This is a genomic window from Okeania sp. SIO3I5 (assembly GCF_010672085.1).
Classification (GTDB): Bacteria; Cyanobacteriota; Cyanobacteriia; order Cyanobacteriales; family Microcoleaceae; genus Trichodesmium.
Map to the genome: position 1 here is coordinate 15,559 of NZ_JAAHHT010000073.1, position 22,724 is coordinate 38,282.

Consider the following 22,724-nt stretch of genomic DNA (forward strand, 5'->3'; position numbering starts at 1 on the left):
AAAGGAAAAAATTTATTTTTTTCCCCTTATATAGAATCCGGTTATACAGTATATGTTGATAATTCTATAATTACTTCAGTATTTAGAATTTAGAATTCAGAAATTTCCTTGTACGGGCTCTAGTATTCTTGGAATTAAAGGTATTGACCCCGAAACAACTTAAATTTCCTGTAGATATTCACCCTTTGATTTACACAAACGATACCAGCGGAGCGGACATGATATAAGTCTTGATTTGTTAAAAAGATTAAATTTTGTTTAAAATAGATTTTTTTTTCTTACTTATGTTAAAATCCCCAATTAAATAATGTGTAATTTTAAATATTAGTTGGTTTCCAATTTAAAAGCTGTCCAAAATACAGCTTTGCTAACCCTAAAGGTTATTAGTATATTCTGGGATGGAAAGGTGTGAGACCTGATTGATTTCGTAAAAAAAAACAAATTTATTTGTACATTTACTGAGAGATTACTTATCTAGAATTAACTGAATTGCTGAACAATTAATAATTTTCATGTCGGCAGCAGCCAAAACAGTATTTCCTACTGATACTGAGGATTAATTTCTCAACAATCAAAAATTAGATTAATATCTGTAGGAATTACGCATAAACTAGGTCGCTCAAATAAATTTTGTGAAAAACAATAATCAAGGTAATAAACCCGGTTTCTGATTGGGGTGCTTTAATAATGAATAATTAATAATGAATAATGAATAATTATTAATTGTTGAAAATAAGAGGATTGACTAATCATGAAAATTTTTATTTATGATTAGTCAATCCAAGGGGAGGCTTTAAACCAAAATTTTTTGGTAAGTTAATTTAACCTTAATAAAAATATTTAAAAACTCAGAATTTAGAGGTGCAATTTATGGTTTGGTTCTGGAAGAAAAAGACTCAACAAAAACAAGCTAAAAAATCTGCCAAAAAGCCAAGAAGTAAGACTTTTATTTTAGAAGAAATTATTAGTCCTGGTGCTTATTGTCCCATACCAATAGATGACTCTCTTGTTAACCATCCTATCTTTGGATTATTCACAGATCAAGAATTAATTACTGCTATTTTAGGAGTTGATGCTCCTCCTGATATTGCCGAGATAGATACAGAAAGTTTAGTTCAAGATTATTGGGAAAAGCTCAACGAATACTTTCAAGAAAACCCCAATGATACTAATAATATTGATTTAGAAAATTTGTCTACTTGGCCGACTTTGGAAGCACTAATAAATCCAGGGCAACCGAGTGTAGAAATACCTGATGTGGGTGGAGCAGTTGATACTTTACCGCCTCCAACTATAGTGCCAGTAGATCCCCCTAGAAATAATCCCGGTAGTGATGGCGCTCAAGAACCAGTTATTGATAATTCTCCTCAACCACCTACTTTGGTTAATGCTATTTCAGATATTACTCTGACACCCGAAACATCCTCTCAAACTATAGATATTTCCGAGGTATTTGCTACTCCCGATGGGGAACAACTCCAATATGAAGTCATAAGTGACAATGGTGAACTTCTCAATGTCAATTTAGAAAATAATCAATTATCTATAGAAGCACTGCCAAAAACTGGAGAAAGTCAAGTTACAATTCAGGCGACGACTGAATCTGGAGGTGTGGCAGCTCATACTTTTAATGTTTTCAATAATTATGTCGCGCCAGAGTCGGTGACAACTATTAATTCTGGTTTAACTGAGTTACGAAATGCTATTAATGCTAACCCTGATGATTTATTAGCAAGTTTGGATACTCCAGAAGCACAAACAGCTTTGGAAACATTGGCGACTGAGTTAGAATCTAATTTTGATAATATTTTCCATGCTATCGAGCAACCAGAAATTCTGGCAAAAGCAGGGGTGTCTCCTGAAGCTGTTGCTACTTTGGAAAAACTATTGGCCAATAAAGAAGTGGGAGCAGCTTTAGGTTTGCCGACTTCTGTGGAGTTAGCGTTGGCAAATGAGGATTTTCGGATTTGGGATAACTATTTAATTAATGCTACGGAAGCTGCTTCTATTCTTTTACCTGATGCACCTCAAACTTCTGTGGCATTTTTGGATTTTGCGGATGAACACGGCGAAGATGTGACGGATGTATTTTATTCTGTTAACCCTAATGCTGAGTATGAACGTTTATCTATTAATGATGGTAACTGGGCACAACAGTTGGTGCAATATGTGGATAACCTGAAAGCTGCTGGAGAAGAGCGGGGTATTGCTAACCTGAGTTTTGATTTGACTCAGGTGGATGAACAGGGACGAGTGACAACTCGTTATGATTTGACGGAAGCGGAACAACTGGCAATTCAATATGCACGGGATAATAATGTATTGTTGGTTGCTGCTTCTGGTAATACAGGTGGTGAAATGTCTGCTTTGGGTAAAGCTGCCGAAAAGTTTGACAATATTATTACTGTGGGAGCGGTGAATAAGTTGGAGTCGGTTGCTGATTATTCGAGTCGGGGTGATACTTTGACTTTGGTTGCTCCAGGGGGGCAGTATGAAAATGATCCGGATGCTTTTGTGGGAACCTCGCGGGCGACTTCTTATGTGACTGGTGCTGCGTCTCTGGTTTGGGCAGCAAATCCAGAGTTGAGTTATCAGCAAGTCAAGGAACTGTTGACTCTGACTGCTAAAGATTTGGGTCCGGAAGGTTGGGATGCTGAGACTGGTGCTGGTTTGTTGGATGTGACTGAGGCGGTTTTGATGGCTGGTTTGGTGGCACCGGAGGCGGTGGTTCAGTCTGGGGATGTGGAGATTTCGGCGTTTACTGGAGCGGGAAGGGTCGATGTTGATGTTCGGGCAGCGTCGCCGGAAACTGAAGCTGCAATTCAGGATTTGACGGATACTCAGAATCAGTTGTTGGAGCAATGGCAGGTTTTGAGGGATTTGGGTAATGCTGATGTGACTTTGGAGGAGTTACAGAATGAGATTGCTAAACGTCAGGCAGCAGCGTTGGATAGTTATCAAGTGGCGGATGTGGCAGCAGCTAAGAGTTTGGTGCAAAGTGAGCAGTTGTCGGAGGCGTTTCGTTTGGCAGTCGGGCATCATCAAATTGAGTCGTCACGGTTACAGGATTTGGCTGCTCGTCAGCAACAGTTGCAAGATGGGTTGACAGCTTTGACTGGGGAACGAGATGAGTTGGTGGCTGCTAATGCGGAACAGTTGAAGGTTTTGGAGGAGGCGATCGCTCGGACGGAACAAGAGCTAGATGATGCTCGGCAGAAGTTGCAATATCAGCTTGTGGAACCAGATACTTTGGTGGCGGATGTCGAAGTTGTGAAGGCTGAAATTGCTAAATTGGAAGCCAAAATTCAACAGTATCGCCAACAGTCTGCTGCATTGAAGGCACAAGCAGATAGTTTTTATGCCCAAGCTCACCAGTATCGACAACAGCAGCAGCATCATACTAATATTGCCAATAATGCTTGGACGACGCGCCGAGGTCGCAGCGGACGACGGTACACCGTGCGGAATACCCCTGTATACAACCACCATATCAACATAGCCAACCAAGCGGCGCGTAATGCCAATCATCATAGTTGGCAAGGTGATGCGTTCCAACTTGGTCACCACGAACTAGAACAGTTAATCCCTCAAATTAAGCAACAAAGTCAGGCGTTGAGCAATTATCAGAGGTTGCTGGAAACTAACAATCAGAAACTATCGGAAGTTACAGGGCAGTCCAATGACGCAAATGAAATCCTGGAAGCACTCCAAAAACAAGCAGCAGAAAAGACTCAACAGGCAGAACAATATTGGCAGCAAGTAGCTTTTGCGGAAGAACGACGCAAGCGAAGTCAGGATATGGCTAACTGGCATAATGCTATGATTAACCGTTGGGAAGTTGTTGGTCATCGCAAAAGCGGTAAATCTCGTAAACCTATTCACGGTTGGCGTCACTATCCAGAACACATCGCTCCTCGCAACCATGCGCAGCAACAAGCTAACACTGCCGAGGCAGAATACCACACCTTGGAACAGTGGGCGCGACAAGCACAAACGGAGGCGGATGCATTGAACCAACAGGCAACTGCATTAGCTGAACGAGTGGGAGATTGGCCGGAACTGAAGCGGGGTATCGAATATGAAATTAATGCTAAAGAACAGCAGTTGCAAGGAGAGAAAGATTTAATTGCGTTGCAAACTCCGGTGCAACAGCAACAGTTAGAAACTCTGGAGTTGCAAATTGCTCAAAGCGAGGCGGAATTACAAAAACTGGAAGTTGAAGAGTTGCCGGTTCAGCAGCAAAAAACTGATGCTACTGAGGAACGGTTGAATAAAGTTCAAGAGGAAGTTGAGGTGAATCAAAGCGACCGCGCCAAAACGACTAAAGATTTGCAAAACTTCCTGGAAACTTATGGTTACTTGCTGCCATACCAGGAACGTCGGGCAGCGGTGCAAAAACAGATTAAGCAACTGGAGGCTGAGAAAGCAAGAGTTCAGGAGTTGTTGGTGGAAATTGAATCCCCCCTAACCCCCCTTGGAAAGGGGGGGACCGGAATTGAGGAATCGTATCTTGAAGTCCCCCTTAATAAGGGGGATTTAGGGGGATCGTCTCTCCTCGAACAAACAGAAAATTATCTCAATGATATCCAGCAGCAGTTGGCGTATGCAAAGGTGCAGGAGGAACAACTCAACCTCTCTGCTCCTGAGTCACCCCAACGTTTGGCTATTGGCAATTTGATTTCTGATTTGGAAAAACGGCAAAGTAGGGGCGAACGGCCGTTCGCCCCTACCTTACCATTGCAGGAGTATGTTGATTTCTTGCGCGGGGTGGAGAGTCGCAATAATAATTTGTTGAATGGGTTTGATGATTTGGAGGAGCGTTTGAGTGCTGCCCAAACTCAACAAAATGCTGCGGATGAGACTTTGCCACGACTTCAGGACGAATATCGCGACTTAGGTTTGGAAAAAGCGGATATTGAAGTTGAGAAGTTGATGCCTAGTCAAGTTAAAGTGTTGCAAGCAGATATTGACCCTCACCAGGAAATTTTAGACGGTTATCGTCAGCAGATTAATGATGCTCATGCGGTGGCTGCTAATTTCGAGCAACAGCGACAGCAGCATCATAGTCAAGCTGTATACTGGCAAAATCAGATTAATCAGTTTAACGAACAGGCGTATTTAAACCATTATCGCGATGTTTACATAAATGTGTGGCATGGCTGGATTGGCAGTGCGTGGGAACACTATGTCAGGTGGGGTTATCGTGAAGGACGACTTCCTAACCCACAGGCAAAAATTCACCGTGATGCTCACGTTGCTGCTCGCGATAATGCTGCCCAACAAAGGGATGCAGCTACTCTACAAGCACAACAGCTTGAGGCGAGCTTGCAACCTAACATTGATGCTACTGAGACAACTATCGCTGCTATGGAAAGCAAGCAGCAAATTTTCAAAGATATCGAAAATATTCAGCCTAATGCTACTTTGGAGGAAGCGATCGCTCTCAAAGACAGCCAAATTGCCAACACAAAAACAGCAATTAGTCAAACCCAAGATACGATTAATTCCCTAGAAAATAATCTGGCTACTACCAAGCAGAATAAATCTGACAAAGAAGCAGAAATATTGGGGCAAGAGGAAGCGCACGCTCAAACGGAAACTGATATTGCCAGCAATGAAGCCAACATAACCGCCAAACAGGCAGAAATTAGCCAACAACAGTCGGTGTTGCAAGATTATCAGAACCAAATAAACCAAGCGAATGCCATTACTAATAATTTCGAGCAACAACGACAGCAACATGAAGTGAATGCAAATCATTGGAACGGTCAAATCAATACTTGGGGAGTTACAGGTCATCGCACGGAGAGTTATCGTTATAAGTCTGGGAAAAGCTGGAGAACAGGATATCGCCAAGTACCAGTTTACGGTTGGATTTACAACCCGCAGGCTGAAGCTAACCGGGACGCTGAACTTGCAGCAGCTAACAACGCTGATCGACAGCGCGACTTGGCAGACCAACAAGCACAAGAACTCACCGCTACTTTGCAACCGCAAATTGAGGCAACGGCAACAGATATTGCTAAACGGCAAACTGACAAGCAAAACTTAGAAGCTGAGAAACAAAACCTGCAAACTCAGTTAAGTAACCAACAACAAAATTTACAAAATCTGCAATCTGAACTAGCAGGAATTGAGCAAAATATTGGCAACATTGAGTCTGATATTGCCACCAATGAGCAAAAATTAGAACAGCAAGATGCTCAACTGCTGAAAGAAAGCTCAGATAAAATATATCTCCAGGAGACTTTAGCTGAAATAGAGCAACGTATTGCGGATAAAGAGTCAGAAATCTCAGATAAATATGAGGAAATTGAACTAACGGAGAAATACGCTCGCCACGTTGCTGCGGAAATAGATCGCCTTTCTAACCGTGTTAAGTTGCTAAACGAAGCCGATCGCTTGGATGCAGACTATCAGGCGCAAGAGGATAATTGGAAGGAAGCGATCGCTACTCAAGTTGCTGCTACAAACCAACTCTTGGCAGCTCGCAAAGAAGGGGAAGACGAACGGAAGCAACTGCTCTCGTTGCAGTCAGAACTCGTTGAGACTCAAACCGAACTTGCTGACGCTAAAGAGCAACAAGAAACCAAGAAAACGGAGATTGCAGATATTCAGGAAGACCTAGAGTTGAAAAAATTACAACTGGGTAACCAGCAATTGCAATTGCAAAGCTTAAATGGTCAAGACGAACCATTACGCAGCGCTGAAGCTCATTACTACAATCTAGCTCAACACCATCGGCGCAACTTGTGGTATTGGAACGGTCATCATTTGACATATCACCACGGACACGCAGCAGCATATCGCGCTAACTTGCAGAAAGCGTCGCGGTTAGCACAGCAGCGCAACGATAATTGGTCGAAGATAGAGGAAACTCACAATAAAATTAATGAGTTGAACCAGGCGATCACCACCAAGGAAAGCAACCTTGCTACCAAACAGTCTGAGTTAGGGACAGCAACTGCTGATATTGCTAATTTGACTGCTAAAGAAGGACAAATAAAAGCAAATATCGCGCCTCTAGTTACTGCTCTTGAACCTTTGCAACAGCAGGAAGCAGCTAAACTGCAAGAGTTCCAAAATGCGGTGGAGGCAGCAGAAACTATTGGCCAACAGTTAGCGACTACTACTCAAGACCAAGCGGATGCTCTCAACCGTCTGATTGGTTTTGGGGTTTTGGGAACGGAATCTGATGTTGATTTCTTCCCGACTCAGGTGGAAGCTAAAGTGGAAGGTTTCATTGATGAGTTGCAAAACCGCAGTAATGAGTTAGCTGCTGAAGCTGATAAGTTAAGCGGTTTAATAACTGACTGGCAGTCAGATTTGGATAAGACTACGGATGATGTCAGTCGTCAAGCTTTAACTGATTTGATTACCAAAACTATTGGCCAACAGAAAAATCTATTGCAACGTCAACAGGAAAATGAGGAAATAGTGACGGAGTTGAGCGATCGCTTGACGGCAGCTAAGGCGTCTCTAGAAAATCTCCGACAACAGCAGGAGTTGGAGATTCGGTCACAACTCGATAATAATGATGAGCGGTTAGAGGCGCTTAACCGTCAATTGGAAACGGAGACGGCAGCCGAAAAAGCGGTTAATGAGGATACGGTGTTAGCTTATGCTCAACTCAATGACCAAGTACGGGCAGATTTGACGGCAAGTGCGACTGAGTGGGTGAGTCAATTGCAAGAAGGGCATCAGCAAACTCAGGAAATTGGGGAAGGTCAGCAAAATCTGTCTCAGTCCGTTGATGAGTTGATTGAGCATATTGAGAATAATTTGGCTGATGTTGATGGCGAGCGCGACCGGAATTTGGCGGACTTGCGAGATGCGATTACGACTTTGGGTGTGGTGGCGCCTCGTCGGGATGAGTTAGCAGCAGGGGAAACTACTCTGAAGCAGGAGATTGAGAAGTTGAAGCAGTGGATAGAGCAGGATGCAAAGTTGTGGGACGAAATCGAATCCATTGCCGATCGCTATACCCTGCGAGATGTTAAAGCAGCTTTGGATAACAACCTGATTCGTAACGGCAGTTTTGAGGATGTTGAAGGAGTAACGGGCACACGAGGATGGGGTGCGTTACCCGCCGGCTGGATTAATGCCCGACGTCATAATAACGCCCGACGTTATTATGCAGATACCTATAGTGAAGATGGTGATTTTGGTGTAGTAGCCAATGCTTACGGAAATTTTTCCAAAGATGCCAAGGCACAAGATGGTTCTCGATGGGTGGCAGGCGCTTCCATATCTAACAATAACGAAAAGTTTTTTCAGAAGCTAGAAACTCCCTTAGAACCAGGTAAGACTTACGAACTATCTGCTTATTTGAAGCGTTCGATTCGTTCCATTCAGTCAAATCCCGGCAGTTACGAATTTTTCTTAGCCGATAGTACCGAATTAAAGTCTATGATTCCTTTGGGTGCTTTTGAACTCACTGACAGCGACGATGAGTGGGAACGCCGGAGCCTTTCTTTCATCGCACCAGAAGCGGCTAAAACTCATCCCTATATTGTTTTCAGCCCCATTCATTCACCTGCTGGTGATTCTTATATAGCTATCGACAATGTTTCCTTAACTCTAGGAGCTAATGACAAAGCAGAGGAAAAAGCCATCCCCATCGCTAAGTCTCTCGTTGCCGAAGGTACGGATAATCCCGCCGACAGTGAGAAACTCCAAGACTTAAAACAGCACCTCCAAGAGTTCGATCGCCTAGAAACACAACAAAAAGAAGTCGAAGCGGAGGCAGCGGAAATACGCAATAAATGGGAACAAGACGTTAACTTCGATTCAGACAAAATCGCTCGCACCGAATTTGATAATAAACTCATTGAGTCCGTTCGTGGCACCGACAATATGACCTATAACCGCTATTCCACCGATGGCGGTGAGAACTGGAGCAATTGGCAGAGCAACGTTATGCACAGCAAAAAAGACGATATCAAACTGGTGGAAGTAGATGGTAAACTGTATCAAGCAGTACGCCATCTTAACAACATAGTTTATCTGCGACATTCCACTGACGGGCACTCTTGGACTCCTTGGAGGCGAGTAACTAACGAAGTAGCAGGTAATTTTGAAATAGCAGCGATCAGCAATAACTTGGTACTGTCAGTCCGCGCTGCCACCAACCCAGCAGACAACAAAATTTACACAACAAATAGTCAGGTAAACGGTGATAGGTGGTCGTCCTCGCACCCAACGCCAGTTCCCTCCCTTAACGATTTCTCCTTGGAAAATATTGATGGCAAATTAGTTCAATCATACCTGGGTACGGATAACCGCAAATATATTCGGCATACAGAAGATGGCATTAACTGGACCCAGTGGCAGGTTGACGACACACCCGAAGCAGAAGCGCCAGAACCAGAAAATACCGTCAGCATCCAATTTAAAGATAAAACCTTCCAAGCGACGACTGGTCCAGATCGCCGAATCTACCAACGCCATTCCACTGATGGTGGCAAAACTTGGACGCAGTGGAACCATAAAGGAGGTGCTGCTAACGAAATCAAACTTGTCACCCTCAATGACAGAATCTTCCAAGTTGTTAAGGGAACCGATAACAAAACCTACATCCGCCACTCCTCCGACGGCGACAATTGGACGAGTTGGAATGGTATCACCTGGGCGACAACAGGGGAATTGGAAGTTGATGTCGTAGGCGATCGCTTACTGGTCAGTGTCCGAGGTCAAGACCACAAAGTTTGGAGTCGTCACGCCCTCAATGGCACTCAATGGTCGGGTGCGATCCAAGCCACCCCTCAAACCATGACCGATATGCTTCAGGAAGTTGTGGATGACAAATTAGTTCAATCCTACCGGGGTATGGATAACCAAATTCACACTCGCCATTCCAACGATGGGGTAAATTGGAGCCAATGGCAGCCTTTAGAAGAGGCGATCGCTCTAGGGGACTGGCGGCAGGAATATTTAGAAACATTGCCTGACTCTCCTATCCACCAACTCAAACCAACCCGCATCGAATATGGCAATCAGCTAGTAGAAGCAGTTCGCGGACCGAATAACTACCTCTATGGACGCACTTCCAACGATAATGGAGAAACTTGGAGCGATTGGAGTTACAGCCATGGTCAAGTCAAAGAGAAACCGAAAATGCTAGAATTGAACGGCAAACTATATCAATTCGGTCGAACCCCTAACGACATAGTTCATCTGCGTTATTCTACCAACGGCAAAACTTGGACTCCTTGGCGTCGAATTACTAATGAAGTTAGTGGCAATTATGAAGTAGCAACGATTGGCAACAACTTAGTGTTGTCAGTCCGAGCTTCCGACAACACAATTTACACCACAAATAGTCAATTTCACGTTGATAGGTGGTCGTCCTCGGAAGGCGCTACAGTTCCGAGTATCAACGATTTTACCCTGGAAAACATTGATGGCAAATTAGTTCAATCTTACTTAGGAGTAGATAACAACATCTATACTCGCGAGTCAACAAATGGCATCAATTGGACGGAATGGGAAAGTTCCGATCTTGAAGCCAAAGATATAGAAACCCGCAAAGAGGAACACCTCAAACCTATAGTCGATAATGCCTCCGAAATACTGCTGCCATCCCTGCTGCATCAAGATGGGGAAAACAGCATGACTATTGAGGGCGCGATTCGCGAAACCCAAGAATCAGCCAACAAATACGGCTCGCTATTAGCCCAACTCAAAGCAGAGTCAGCCCAAAACAACGCTCAAGCAGCAGCAGCTATAGCTCAAGCAGACTGGTACGAAAAACGAGCTGCCTACCATTGGCAGCGCAGTCGCAAAAACGGTCCGACATGGACTGAACAACGCAAGACTTGGAAACGCGGTAAGTCGGGCAAGAAAAAAGCGCATTGGGTAACTATCACCCACGTCGATCACGACTGGATTATCTGGGATACCTACACCAAATATGCTAAACAACTGCGCCAACAAGGAGTCAATCAATTAGTTGCTGCTGACAACCAAGCACAACAACAGGAACGGTTGCAACATCTAGCAGAACAGTGGGCAAACGCGAATAATGCCACCAACGCTGCCGAAACACCAATTACTGCCAGCAGCAATCTGTTGGAAGTATTGGAAACTGCCAGGGAGCAAATTCCTGTTGCTAATGAACAGTTGCAAATCCTCGAAGACCTGTTGCCAGAAGTAGAACAAAGACTAGCAGAAGCTCAAAAAGAAGCTGATGAGTACAATGCCAGAGTATTAGCGGAGTGGGCAGAACATGATGAAAACGCGACGGAATATATCAACACTGTTGAAGACATCTTAGAACGTCGTGGCGACCTCAACAAACAATCCCAGGAGTTGCAAAACCAACTTGCAGATACGGAAAAATGGGTGGAACAACAAACTGTGGCTTTAGATGCAGAAACCGATCAAGTAGATAATTTGCGTCAACAGTTGATAGCTGATACTGAGGCGTTGGCAGAAAAAATCGCCGTGGCAACGGGCAACGAATTAACCGAGTTGCAGACTAAACAGGCACAACTCCAGGATGCTCTGGGACTATTGGACAATAAAGCGGTGGTATTGCGAGAGCAGCAAACAGCTTTCAGTCAAAAACGCACCCTCCTAACCGCCGAAAACGAAGTTATTCTCGCCGAACAACGGTTATTAGATGCTTACCTGACAGCTCCAGACAGCGACTTAGACCAACTCCGGGCACAGCTAGCAGATACCCGCGCTGCCTTGGCGGAAGCTCAACGTTTAGCAGAACAAGCAGAAGCGAGCAGTCAGGCATTAACGGCTCCTTTACAGGAAGTGCAAAACGACTTATTGGCACAAAATGATGAACATTTGAAAGCAGCTAAAGAACACCAGCAGATACTCAAGGAATTGCTAGAGGCAACAGAACTAAATGCTAACTACACCTTAGAAGCAGCTCAGAAACAGCAGGAAGTAAACGATTTAGAGTTCCAAATCTTGCAACGATTGCAAGAAGCAACTGCTGCGGGCAACCAGGAGGCAAAACATTTGTTAGACGTTGCTGCTCATAACGATGTCGCCACCGCTGCCGAAATCTATTATCGCGATTATAGCGACATTGCCAGCGATACTGGGGGCAGTTGTGCAGGAGGCATCGCGCGACCAGAAGACCGGAGGTTAGCGGATAACTATTATCGTGAGATGCAAAACCATCGCCAGTTGCAGCAGCGTGCGCAAGCTCAAGCCAACCATTTCGGGCAGATTAAGGAAACGGCACAAGCGCAGATGAATGCTTTGAGTCAGCAACAGGAAACAGCGGCCCAGATGCTCCAAGACATTAACAATCAGATTGCCGAAACCCAAGAGCAACGGGAAGAAAAAGAGCAGGAATTGGCTGTTGCCCAAGCGCGGTTAGACGGCATTGCTCGCATCCGCCAGCAAACGGAACAAACTTTTGTGCAGCTAGTAAGTTTAGAACAACTGAACCTTGCCCAAGCTCAGTTAGAACAACAAATTGCAGCTCAACGGCAGTCTGAGATTGAAGAGGAAGTGGCACGGCGTATCGAACGGGAAGAAATCGAAATTGAACGTCAGCGTTTAGAGGCGCGGGCGAAGTTGGAGCAGTTAGAGCAGTTGCAAGCTGAGGAGGATTTGCGACAAGCGGTAAATCAGGTTCGCGTTGATGTTGGTTTAGATGAGGTAGCTGGTGGTAGCGACAAGGCTCAATTGCAGTCTCAGATGGCGTCGCTGTTGGAGCAGTTGCAGAATTTGGAGAAACAACAGCCAGATTTACCTGATGATGTGAAGGCGTTGTTGGCAGATACTCAGGGAGATATTCATCTAGCGTTGCAAGGGAAAGAAGCAGAGAATATTCAGGAGAATTTGCTGAAAACTACTGCCGGGTTAATAGGGCAAGTGGAACATTATCAGACTGAAATTGCCCAACTGGAGTCAGAGGAACTTTGGGATACTCAGTTATTGGCCAAGGCGCAACAGGATTTACAAGGTGCATCGCGGGAGTTGGTAGAGGAACTGGAGCGATCGCAAGTTTTATCTGGGGAACGGGATATTATTGACCCTCTGTATATTGAGACCTTGAGTAAGGTTGCTTATGCAGAGCAGGCGGTGGATATTTCCCAAGATTTAGCCAAGCAGTCGCGAGAGATGTTGGAGCAGATTATTGACCAGCGGATTAAGGAACGGAAGGCACGGAAGAAATACTTCTGGAATCAGATGTTGGGAACTGTGTCGATGGTTCTCGGTTTAATCAGTGGGGTGTTGTTGCTGTTCCCACCTACCGCTGCCATTGGTGGGATCGCAATCGCTAAAATTGGTTTAGCTTTATCCCTAGTATCGGGTGCTATTAGTGCTACTCAAGCAGCTATTAACGGCGACTGGTTAGGTGCAATTTTCAGTGGCATCATGTCTGCTACTAGCTTTATATCGGGTGGTTTAGGTCAAGCTTTGAAAGCAGCCCAAAATACTGCCCGGCAAGTTTGGGGAATGACTCAAGCTGTTGCCCAAAAGGCTCTATCTTCAATTAAAGTTTTCCAATCCCTTGCATCTGGAACCTTCAGCGGTGTGCGTAGTGCATTATCTGGCGACAGTATTATGGGCTTCCTGCAAGTCATGGGCGGTTTAGCCAGCGCTGCCACCAGCGGTATTAATGGTTTCGTTCAAGGTGGAGTGCAAAGCTTAGGCGATTTGGGCAAATTTGGTTATCAAGTGCTAGAGTCGCTTTCTAAAGCTCCAACTCTAATCTATGGCGGGATTAAAGCTATTGAAAGTGGCGATTTAGTTAGTGGTATTGGCAATGTAGTTAAAGGTATTGTGTCGCTGACTAAGACTTGGACTAATGATTTTGTTGATGGAGAAGATTCGCTAGGGGAGAAGGTTGCTAATGCTTTGGAAAATATTAGTTCTGTTGGTGTTGGTGTTAGCAAGTTTATTACTGGCGGTTTGGATGGTTTGTTGGATGGACTGGGTGATATTATCGAAGGTTGGGGAGATGATATTAGTAAGTGGTTAGAAGAACACTTAAAGCCAAACTGTGAATGTCAAGAAGTGAATAAAAACAACGATCAGTCTGAGCCTGAAACTATTAATGGAGAAACAGTAATGATTCCAATTTTAATTGGAGGAGGCAAATATGGGATTACCGGATTCCAAAAAGTGAACTTTGAAGATGTGCCAGACTGGAGTGAGTTAGAAAAATGGAATAATGATTTAGAGGATGGAGTTTATCTTGCTTACAATGGTAATGCGGGACAAATTCCTTCATCGAAATCTAATGTTGATGACGATAACATTGTGAATATTCGGTTTAAAACTTTCATACCTTCTGAAGCAGTCCGTGATCCGGTTGCTGCTTACAGTGGAGATAATCGCACTTTTTCTTATGAAAGCGATCGATATCGTAGTTTTCAAGACATAAACCTTGATTTAAGTCAACAAAAATTAGAGGATTTAGTGATTTCTAAAAAACAAGAATGGGGTGAAAGTAAAAGATATGCTTTCTGGGAAGTAGAAGATACCAAAGATCCATCCGATCCAGGCTGGTTTAAATCCCTAAAGAATAATGCAACAGTAGATGAAACTAAGAGACTTGAAAGAAATCACGAGAACCTTGATTTTAGTGTTAATCGAATTCATCCAAATATCCTCCGCGTCACTTTTAAAGTGAAGGGACAAAATCCTGTGGCTGCGGCTCCATTGGTTACACCATCTATTGATGCAAATATCATTGTTAATATTTATCGGTCGAATACCGGCTTATTGTATTATACTCTTCAGGGTAATCACGATGGTTTTCCCGCATATGAACTATACCTGAATGGCAAGCCAGCGTACCAATACGATCCTGCCAAACATGGCAAAACTCCAAAAGCTTTGTTCCCCCCTGAAGACCAAAAAATAAAAGACCAACTACCACATATTTTGGAGAACTGAAAAAAAATTGGCGTTAGCGATCGCTCCCTCCTCCTTAACTAACCCATACTAAAATACCAATCAAAAACAACAGTCAATTCTCAAATATATGCAAAAGTCGCCAACTCCAACCACAAACCCTCAACCAACTAAAAGAAATAACTGCCCAAACTCGCCAGGGATTGGAAAAAATTTACGGGGAACAATTAGAGCAAATAGTTCTCTTTGGGTCTCTATGTAGCTACCGCAATGGTAGGATTCAAATCTGCTGTGACTAAACGTATCAATCGTATTCGCTATCATGGGGAACAGTTAACTACATTAGCTCCTGTGTGGCAACGGAATTATTACGAACATATCATTAGAAATGAAAGATGGCGTTGGTGATTTGAGGTATGATTTCTTGTCCGGATCAGAGCGCAAACAAAAAACTTTCTCCCTCTACTATTCTTTCTTCTTCTTTCTTTCCTCCTGACTCCGTACGGACGTTGCATGCAACGTCCCTACCTCCTGACTCCTAAATAATTAAGTTTAATATCATACACTAATTCACCAACGCCTGAAAGATCATTAAACGAACTCCGACAATACATAATAGAAAATCCTTTGAAATGGGAAATAGATCAATTACATCCTAATAATCCTTCAAAATGGTAATCACAATGGCCAGAAATATCACCTACCAAACAACCATTTAGGGGCGAATGGCATTCGCCCTCAGAGATACCAGTCGTTCCAAAAAAATCTGGAATAGGCGATCGCCTCTGTTGCCCCCAAATAATCTCTCAAAATGGTAATCACAATAACCACAAATATCACCCACCAAAAACTATGTAGGGGCGAATGGCATTCGCCCTCTGTGGCGATCGCTCTTTTCTTCTAACTGATAACTGATAATTGAAAGGAGCGATCGCTTTTAGAACAAAATCTATTATCAGCACTACTCTTAAACATTCAAAACTGAATCCGGTCCAACAATAACAATCCCATCAGGAGCAAAAACTTTCCAGTCATCTACATCGTAAGTGTAAACCTGAAAAACTCCAGCTACTAAAGCTGTAGCAGCGTGTCTAGCATCGTGAATCCGACGAGCTGTTAAACCTCGGTTAGCAGCAATTTCCAACATTTTGATACTCACCTCAAAATTAGTATCTAAAACGGCAATTTTTGAAGGATTTTCCACGAATGCACGAACGCAAAGCTTGGCTACTTCTGGTGTCTGAGGAGGTTTAGCACCCACCCAGGTTAAAGCCGCATAAACTTCACTCAAAACCCCAACAGAGGTACAGCAATTCAAATCACCACGTCTAGCTGCTTCCACGATAGCTCTAGCTTCAGGATGCCGAGAATCGCCACTACATAAAGCACCAATAAAAATTCCTGCATCTAAAAAAACAATTGTCATTATTAACCCTAGTAAATTGCTTGCTTCCAACCGGAAGGTATGTTAGCCTCTAAGATAGGTAAAGGCTTTAATTCTTCTTGCCTAGCTTCTACTACTAATATTTCTCTCTCGGATAACTGCACTGAAAGCGTCCTTTTCTCCTTTAATAAATTGAGAAAATCCTCAACAGAAAAAGATTGAATATTTTCGATAGTCAAGACCCGATCGGCATTGCTCATTGTCCTAGTTCCTAAATTGCAATTTGATTTTAGTATAGCATTTGTTGGAACATTTGAGACAATTATCATAAAATTAAAAGTCAAAAGTTAAAAGGTAGTAATTTATGACGAACAATTAGAGCAATTAGTTCTCTTTCGCTCCCAAGCAAGAGGTGATGCCAGAGCAGACTCAGATATAGACCTTCTCATCGTTCTCAAAAATCCCTTCGACTACTCCCAAGAAAGCGATCGGATTAGTTTCTTGATCGCAGACCTATGCTTAGAGTACAACGTCTTGATTAGCTGTGCTTTTGCAGAGTACGAACAATTCCAAAATCGCAATAGCGGATTTTTCCGCAACGTCCGTGCAGAAGGCATAGCGGTATGACCCCGGAACAACAGATACTATTAGATAAAGCAGCCAGAAGTTTACAAGCAGCACGGCAGCTCAACAATACAGGTCTTTCCGAATTTGTAGCCTCCCGTGCTTATTACGCTATGTTTTATGTGGCCACCGCATTTCTGGAAGGAGAAGGACTATCCTACACCCGACACTCAGCAGTTATCCCTGCTTTCGGTCGGCAATTTACTCGGACTCAACGAATTCCAGTAGAATATCATCGTTATCTTATTGATGCAGAAAGAATTCGTGTGAGGGGTGATGACGATTTAGAACCAAATATTACTGAAACCCAAGCAGAAGAACTCATATCTCAGGCCGATGAAATACTCAATTTTGCTTTGACCAATATTGACTCGCTGCCACCCTAATCTGAGAATGAAGCTAAAAAAATGTACAATTGAGACCCCAACCTGCTACAATATCAAAAAAACACCCTAAGTATTCCCTCATGCCAGCTAGAGATGCTTACCATGCCAACTTAATTAACGCTCTGGTCAAAGATAACTGGAGCATAACCGACGACTCTTACGTTCTCAAGTGGGGTCCATTTCAGTTATCAGTTATCAGTTATCAGTATCTCTGGCACTCAGCATCGGGATTGAAATACTAAAGCTGATTTTTTTTCATTCTCTTGAAAGGAGAAGCTTTAAAACTTGTTTTTTAGTAAAAATAGCAGTAGAACTGAAAAGTTTTGCTGGCCTTTCCCCAATGAACGACCTAGAAAATGCTGTTGGTCAGTATATCGTTTACCATGACGTACTCGAAAAAACCAACCCAGAAAGAATTCTTTACTTAGCAGTAGGTGTAAAGCCTTATAATGGAATATTCAGCGAACCCATCGGTGAATTAATGCTAGAAAACCAACGCTTAAATTTAGTAGTTTTCAACAAATCAGAGGAGGTAATTATTGAATGGATACCATCAGTAAATATCAACAAATAATCGAGAAAATAATCGGCGACTATGGTCAATTGCGCTATTCCTATAGCGAAGTAGAGAGAAAAACGGTTTTTGACCGAGAACAGAACCATTATCTATTAATGATTCTGGGAGTAGAGGGTCATAAAATGGTTCATGGTTGCATACTTCATCTAGAAATCAAAGGCGAGAAAATTTGGATTCATCGCGACGGAACTGAAGATGGTATAGCAAGAGAATTGTTAGCAGAAGGGGTTCCCCAAGACAAAATTGTTTTAGGATTTTATCACCCAGAAACACGCAAGATAACTGATTTTGCAGTTTGTTAATTTGAGGAGCGTTTTTGGCTATTTCCGACATGAAACTAGACTTTTTATTATTAACAAAATATCAACTAAATAACCATGAATTATACTCACAGATTAGCAACTCCAGAAGATAGTCAAGCAATAGCACCTTTATGGGCAGATTTTGCCACCGAACGGGCTAATATTGACCCATCAATGAAACTTAAACCCAATTTTGATTACGAAAAATATGTTAGTTACCAACTCAATAAACCTCTATCATATTGTTATATTTTAGAAACTCAAATTAACAATCAAACTCAAATAGTTGGCTGTATATTTATCTATTTCTACGATGAAGCACCACCTCCTGATTTATCAGCAGAATTTTTAGAAGAACAGGAACTAGAAAACCCCTTTTTACCCCGGCGTATCGGTTCAGTTTTAGGAATGTACGTTCAACCAGAACATCGTCAACCAGAAAATATTCAACTATTAGCAAATATCGCCATTGAAAAAGCACAAGAAATGGAGGTAAGTGATATTGACTTATTAATTGCTGCCGACCAAAAAGGTATGCAAGCATTATTGAAACGCTCTGGTTTTACACCAACAGCAGTTCAATTTAGCAAACATTATGAAATTTCACCTAATACTAATTCACCTAGTTTACACCCGCCTCATCCAGAATTAGATTTACCGGAACCACCATTACCAGGTGCAATTCCTTTAAGAGACCCTAAAACTAATAAACTGGTTTATAATAGTCTAGATAAACCTGTATTTATTTATCCAATTACTGATAGTAATGGGCAGTTAATTAAAACATCAAAAAACCTACCTATTTATCCTACTCCCTTGCGAGATACACAAACTCAAGATTGGGTATTTGATGCTAATGGAGAGTTAGTAGTAAGTCCAATTTTAAAAGATGAAAAAGGTCAAATATTTGAGCATAAAGGTATGGCTCAATTTCATCCTCCCAGTTATAAATTTGAGGAAGGAAAGTTAGTTTTAGAACGAGATGATTCTGGTAATTATCTATTCCGTGATGTAGAACGAGATGGTCAAGGTAGCATTGTTTTATCACCAGAAGGTCTACCTATTTTTAAACAAAATTCTCTTAGTTAAAAAAATTGGATTTTGATATATTGTTTGATTTTAGCAAAAATTTAGTTGCCTATTATCTGATATCATGTCCGGTTGAATAGTTATAAATAATTAGGGAAAGGAGTAAGGAGTAAGGAGTAATATCAAATCCGGTTGAATACTTATTATATAGTTAGGGGTGGGAAGTGTGGTCCGGGTGGGAAGTGTGGGAAGTGTGGGAAGTGTGGGAAGTGTGGGAAGTGTGGGAAGTGTGGGAAGTGTGGGAAGTGTGGGAAGTGTGGGAAGATTAAAGTAATTATAGAGTTATAAACATATATTATATAACCGGATTCTATATAAGGAGTGAGGAGTAAGAAGGTAGGGATGTATCGCTGCGCGACATGTAACGCATTAATGCTCAAGCAACGTCCGTAGGTCCTGAGGAGTAAGGAGTAAGGAGTAAGGGGTAGGGACGTTTAGCGTTCCGCACAACTTTCCGCTTGTTATGCTCCGCAAACGTTAACGCTCAGCGACATGGAATAGGAGCATTCCCTATACGAAAACGCATTAATGCTCAAGCAACGTCCGTACGGAGTAAGAAAGGAAATGAAAATGCATAAATTTTTAAATTCGTATTCATGCTTAACATTTGTAAGTTGAAGAAGTAATTTGGCGATTACTGTATAACCGGATTTTATATGACAAATTATTAGGGACGTTCCATGGAACGTCCCTACATTGCTTTGATATCTATGAGTGCAAAATTTTCTGAACTTTCTCAACACTCAAATTGAGAGTTTTAGAAACTTCCTCTATACTTAAACCCATTGCCAAAAACTGAGAAATAGCATTCCTTTGTACAAGTAAACCCATTTCAGTTATCAGTTATCAGTTATCAGTTATCAGTACCTCCTAATTCAGTAAGAGGGAAAATCCGAAATTTTCTTTTTTATCCTCTGAAAAGGGGAGACTGTATGACCTTATTTCTTGGTCATTGCTAACTCCATTCATGTTTCATATTTGTTTTACTTTAGCAAAAATTTGGTTAATACTTGGGTAGCAAGATGCTCCCACTACAATTATTCTTTCCTGACTTTTTCTGGTACTCCTACTGGAGATAAACCAGCGATCGCTTTTAAATTTTGAGACCTAATCAACTCAGTAAAATTAAAATTATTTCGCCTTTCAATTTTGGCGACATTTTCAATTCCTTGTAATAAATGATTAGCTGCTTCTGGTGCTTCATAACCCCGTCGAGTTGCTACTCGAATTGCCATTTCATCTGCTGCTAATTCTGTTTGTGTACTGTGGTTACTTTGCCAAATTCTGATTAAACCAATTGTGGTTAAACCACCAGCAACTAAAATTCCAACTACATCTGCTTCTGTTAATTGGGAAATTATTCCTACTAACCCAACTCCAAAAATACCTTGATTTATATTAGGTTTAAACCATTCAATTTCACATAACCAACTGACAGTTCGTAACATAATTAAATCTCTTTGTGCTTTGGGTAAATTCATCCATAAATCAAAATTTAGATATACGATCCGATCGTTTTTCCAAGGTACAGGAAATGTCGTTTTAATAATTGTAGGTTGGTCTGGTTTTCCCACTATTTTTGTCATCATCCGTCCAGAAGCAGGCATAATATCTAATAAACGGCTTGTTTCAGAAAGTTCAGAGTTCATATTTTTAACTGTCCTAAATATAGCAATCCTCTAATATATTTGTGTATAAAAATCTTACCGCTTTTAGGGAATAGGGAACACTTAACTGGGAACAGGTAAGATTTTCAGTTTTTTTATCTACTTTTTGATTACCTGCAACCTATTTAGGGTTACTATATTATACAAATAATTAAAATGAATTACATACATTATTCTCAAGTGTAAAATTTATATATTTTAGTGATTAAAGGTCATTTCAGTTATCAGTTTTCCCTGGTTTTAAAGATTTACTCCTTATCTTAAATCAAGTACGGTTTTAACCAGAGGTAATTATCCATTATCCATTATCCATTATCCATTAATTATCTTGCCCATTGTTGGAGAATATAACGATAAAAACTCTCTGTATCAACTTTTTCCATTGCCAGAATTTTCCGCCCACCAGTTTCTACTTTGATCCGTCCTTGACTGACGCCTTTTGTAATAACTACAGTTTCCCATTCTTTGAGTTGATAAAATTCTGGATGTGCTAAATAAGCAGTTGCTAAAACATCCCAAAAATAATAATCCTGAGAAATTGCTAAGGCATAACATTGTCCGGCAAAATCAGAAATAGGATACTTTCTTTGCCTACCTAATTTGCGAGAAAATTCAGAAGTTAGAGGTACATTATTAGTAATATCTAACGAGCAAAGTACAATGGGGATTTTAGTTTTCCAGACTCTTTCAATCGCAAATGGGTCCCAATAAGCATTCCATTCAGCAGACATATCTTGACCAGGTTCCATATCTTTACTCACATTTCCCGGTACATTTAATGCACCACCCATCCACACAATTTCTTGAATTTTTGATTCAATTTCTGGAGCAATATCTAAAGCTGTAGCAACAGTTGTTAAGGGACCAGTTACCATTAATGTTACAGGTTCTGGTGCTGATTTTAAAACTCGTACCATGAAATTTTGACCAGGTTCAGAAACCAAAATAGTATCAATATTTTCCTGCTCATTTAAAATTGGAAAATGGTCTACCGCAAAAGAATCTCTTCTGAATAAAACTGGAAAAGGATTCATACCACGGACTGTACTTTCTACGACTGGAATATTAGAACACCCCATTAAATCTAAAATTTTTCGAGTGGCACTAATTGCAGGTTCAATATAACAATCGGCAGGTGTTACAATTACTCCTAAAGGTTGAACATTTTCCATAGTCATTAGTAAAACAGTAGAGAGAAAATCATCTACAGCACCGTCATGATCCATCAGTACAAGTTTCTTGGACATAGAGATTAAAGATTAGATTTCAATTAGAATTATATAGGGTTTTAAGAAATAAAGAACAGTTCATTAATTGATAATGAATAATTGATAATTGATAATTGATAATTGATAATTGATAACTACCTCTCCCTAAAAGGGAAAGGATTGACTAAAAGGAAAAAATTTATTTTTTTCCCCTTTATATCTGATTTGTAAACTTCGCCAAAAGTCTTAATATTACCGAAAAATCAAGGTTTAAAGCCTCTCCTTTCAAGGAGAAAAAAGCGGTTGTTAGCGGAGCTTCCCGAAGGGTGGGATGGATAGGTGACCGGCGCCATATCCAATCGACCAAGAGAAGAAAAAAAATTTTATTTTTAACCAATCCTCTTCTTTTTAAGAAGAGGTAATTATTAATTATTAATTGTTAATTATTAATTATTGAACTAGCTTTTAGTAATTTGGGGTTTACTGGAAAAAAAATATCCAAACCTAAGTATAGTAAGTAATTAAGCGTTTTAATATTTAATTTATAAATCAGCTATTATTGGGGAAACTTTAAAAGTTAATTATTTAATTATAGCGTTTCCCAAGCTCTCGGAGGTACAGTTGTTTTTCTTCTTTATCTATTCCTACA

14 protein-coding genes are annotated in these 22,724 nt (G+C 41.5%); 8 read left to right on the top strand and 6 right to left on the bottom strand.

The window, feature by feature from the left end; all coding sequences use genetic code 11:
- Positions 1-870: 870 nt before the first annotated feature.
- Together F6K40_RS17720 and F6K40_RS17725 are read left to right on the top strand one after the other, a co-directional pair.
- Positions 871-14,880: a S8 family serine peptidase gene (locus F6K40_RS17720; protein ID WP_293138124.1), complete on the top strand. Its 14,010-nt coding sequence runs from the start codon at positions 871-873 to the stop codon at positions 14,878-14,880.
- A gap of 228 nt (positions 14,881-15,108) precedes the next feature.
- Positions 15,109-15,246, top strand: coding sequence for a hypothetical protein (locus F6K40_RS17725; RefSeq protein WP_293138126.1), 138 nt, complete (start codon positions 15,109-15,111; stop codon positions 15,244-15,246).
- A 428-nt stretch (positions 15,247-15,674) separates the two neighbouring features.
- Here F6K40_RS17725 and F6K40_RS17730 read toward each other — a convergent pair whose 3' ends face one another.
- Genes F6K40_RS17730 through F6K40_RS17740 form a run of 3 tightly spaced genes read right to left on the bottom strand, consistent with a single transcriptional unit; the run spans position 15,675 to position 16,482 of the window.
- Positions 15,675-15,800: a hypothetical protein gene (locus F6K40_RS17730; protein ID WP_293138128.1), complete on the bottom strand. Its 126-nt coding sequence runs from the start codon at positions 15,798-15,800 to the stop codon at positions 15,675-15,677.
- A gap of 5 nt (positions 15,801-15,805) precedes the next feature.
- Positions 15,806-16,264, bottom strand: a complete 459-nt coding sequence (locus F6K40_RS17735; RefSeq protein WP_293138130.1) for a type II toxin-antitoxin system VapC family toxin — start codon at positions 16,262-16,264, stop codon at positions 15,806-15,808.
- A gap of 8 nt (positions 16,265-16,272) precedes the next feature.
- A complete protein-coding gene (locus F6K40_RS17740) occupies positions 16,273-16,482 on the bottom strand; it encodes a hypothetical protein (RefSeq protein ID WP_293138132.1) in 210 nt (69 codons plus the stop codon).
- A gap of 100 nt (positions 16,483-16,582) precedes the next feature.
- On the opposite strand from F6K40_RS17740, the gene F6K40_RS17745 reads away from it, so the two are divergent.
- From F6K40_RS17745 to F6K40_RS17770, 6 genes are all read left to right on the top strand, one after another.
- Entirely contained in the window at positions 16,583-16,849 is a 267-nt protein-coding gene (locus tag F6K40_RS17745; RefSeq protein WP_293138152.1) for a nucleotidyltransferase domain-containing protein, read from the top strand.
- Positions 16,846-17,232, top strand: coding sequence for a HEPN domain-containing protein (locus F6K40_RS17750; RefSeq protein WP_293138134.1), 387 nt, complete (start codon positions 16,846-16,848; stop codon positions 17,230-17,232). The genes F6K40_RS17745 and F6K40_RS17750 overlap by 4 nt, the downstream gene beginning before the upstream one ends.
- An 80-nt stretch (positions 17,233-17,312) precedes the next feature.
- Positions 17,313-17,474: an element excision factor XisH family protein gene (locus tag F6K40_RS17755; protein WP_293138136.1), complete on the top strand. Its 162-nt coding sequence runs from the start codon at positions 17,313-17,315 to the stop codon at positions 17,472-17,474.
- Positions 17,475-17,572: 98 nt separating this feature from the next.
- Positions 17,573-17,806, top strand: a complete 234-nt coding sequence (locus tag F6K40_RS41380) for an element excision factor XisH family protein (RefSeq protein ID WP_375340579.1) — start codon at positions 17,573-17,575, stop codon at positions 17,804-17,806.
- A complete protein-coding gene (locus F6K40_RS17765) occupies positions 17,776-18,111 on the top strand; it encodes a XisI protein (protein ID WP_293138140.1) in 336 nt (111 codons plus the stop codon). The genes F6K40_RS41380 and F6K40_RS17765 overlap by 31 nt, the downstream gene beginning before the upstream one ends.
- Before the next feature lie 75 nt (positions 18,112-18,186).
- Positions 18,187-19,200 carry a GNAT family N-acetyltransferase gene (locus tag F6K40_RS17770; RefSeq protein WP_293138142.1) on the top strand — a complete coding sequence of 338 codons (1,014 nt, stop codon included), beginning with the start codon at positions 18,187-18,189 and terminating at the stop codon, positions 19,198-19,200.
- 708 nt (positions 19,201-19,908) lie between these two features.
- Here the strand turns inward: F6K40_RS17770 and F6K40_RS17775 are convergent.
- From F6K40_RS17775 to F6K40_RS17785, 3 genes are all read right to left on the bottom strand, one after another.
- On the bottom strand, positions 19,909-20,031 hold the full coding sequence (locus tag F6K40_RS17775) for a hypothetical protein (RefSeq protein WP_293138144.1): 123 nt from the start codon (positions 20,029-20,031) through the stop codon (positions 19,909-19,911).
- 206 nt (positions 20,032-20,237) lie between these two features.
- The gene (locus tag F6K40_RS17780; RefSeq protein ID WP_293138146.1) at positions 20,238-20,849 is read right to left on the bottom strand and encodes a DUF3318 domain-containing protein; all 612 of its coding nucleotides are present in this window, start codon (positions 20,847-20,849) and stop codon (positions 20,238-20,240) included.
- Between the two features lie 341 nt (positions 20,850-21,190).
- Entirely contained in the window at positions 21,191-22,114 is a 924-nt protein-coding gene (locus F6K40_RS17785; RefSeq protein WP_293138148.1) for a nucleoside hydrolase, read from the bottom strand.
- Positions 22,115-22,724: the final 610 nt, after the last annotated feature.

Excerpts from the sequence above, each read along its gene's own strand:
- F6K40_RS41380 (WP_375340579.1), top strand. The coding sequence starts at position 17,573 with ATGAACGACCTAGAAAATGCTGTTGGTCAGTATATCGTTTACCATGAC.
- F6K40_RS17775 (WP_293138144.1), bottom strand. The coding sequence starts at position 20,031 with ATGGGTTTACTTGTACAAAGGAATGCTATTTCTCAGTTTTTGGCAATG.
- F6K40_RS17725 (WP_293138126.1), top strand. The coding sequence starts at position 15,109 with ATGGTAGGATTCAAATCTGCTGTGACTAAACGTATCAATCGTATTCGC.
- F6K40_RS17740 (WP_293138132.1), bottom strand. The coding sequence starts at position 16,482 with ATGAGCAATGCCGATCGGGTCTTGACTATCGAAAATATTCAATCTTTT.
- F6K40_RS17770 (WP_293138142.1), top strand. The coding sequence starts at position 18,187 with ATGAATTATACTCACAGATTAGCAACTCCAGAAGATAGTCAAGCAATA.
- F6K40_RS17720 (WP_293138124.1), top strand. The coding sequence starts at position 871 with ATGGTTTGGTTCTGGAAGAAAAAGACTCAACAAAAACAAGCTAAAAAA.
- F6K40_RS17780 (WP_293138146.1), bottom strand. The coding sequence starts at position 20,849 with ATGAACTCTGAACTTTCTGAAACAAGCCGTTTATTAGATATTATGCCT.
- F6K40_RS17785 (WP_293138148.1), bottom strand. The coding sequence starts at position 22,114 with ATGTCCAAGAAACTTGTACTGATGGATCATGACGGTGCTGTAGATGAT.
- F6K40_RS17755 (WP_293138136.1), top strand. The coding sequence starts at position 17,313 with ATGCCAGCTAGAGATGCTTACCATGCCAACTTAATTAACGCTCTGGTC.
- F6K40_RS17750 (WP_293138134.1), top strand. The coding sequence starts at position 16,846 with ATGACCCCGGAACAACAGATACTATTAGATAAAGCAGCCAGAAGTTTA.
- F6K40_RS17735 (WP_293138130.1), bottom strand. The coding sequence starts at position 16,264 with ATGACAATTGTTTTTTTAGATGCAGGAATTTTTATTGGTGCTTTATGT.
- F6K40_RS17765 (WP_293138140.1), top strand. The coding sequence starts at position 17,776 with ATGGATACCATCAGTAAATATCAACAAATAATCGAGAAAATAATCGGC.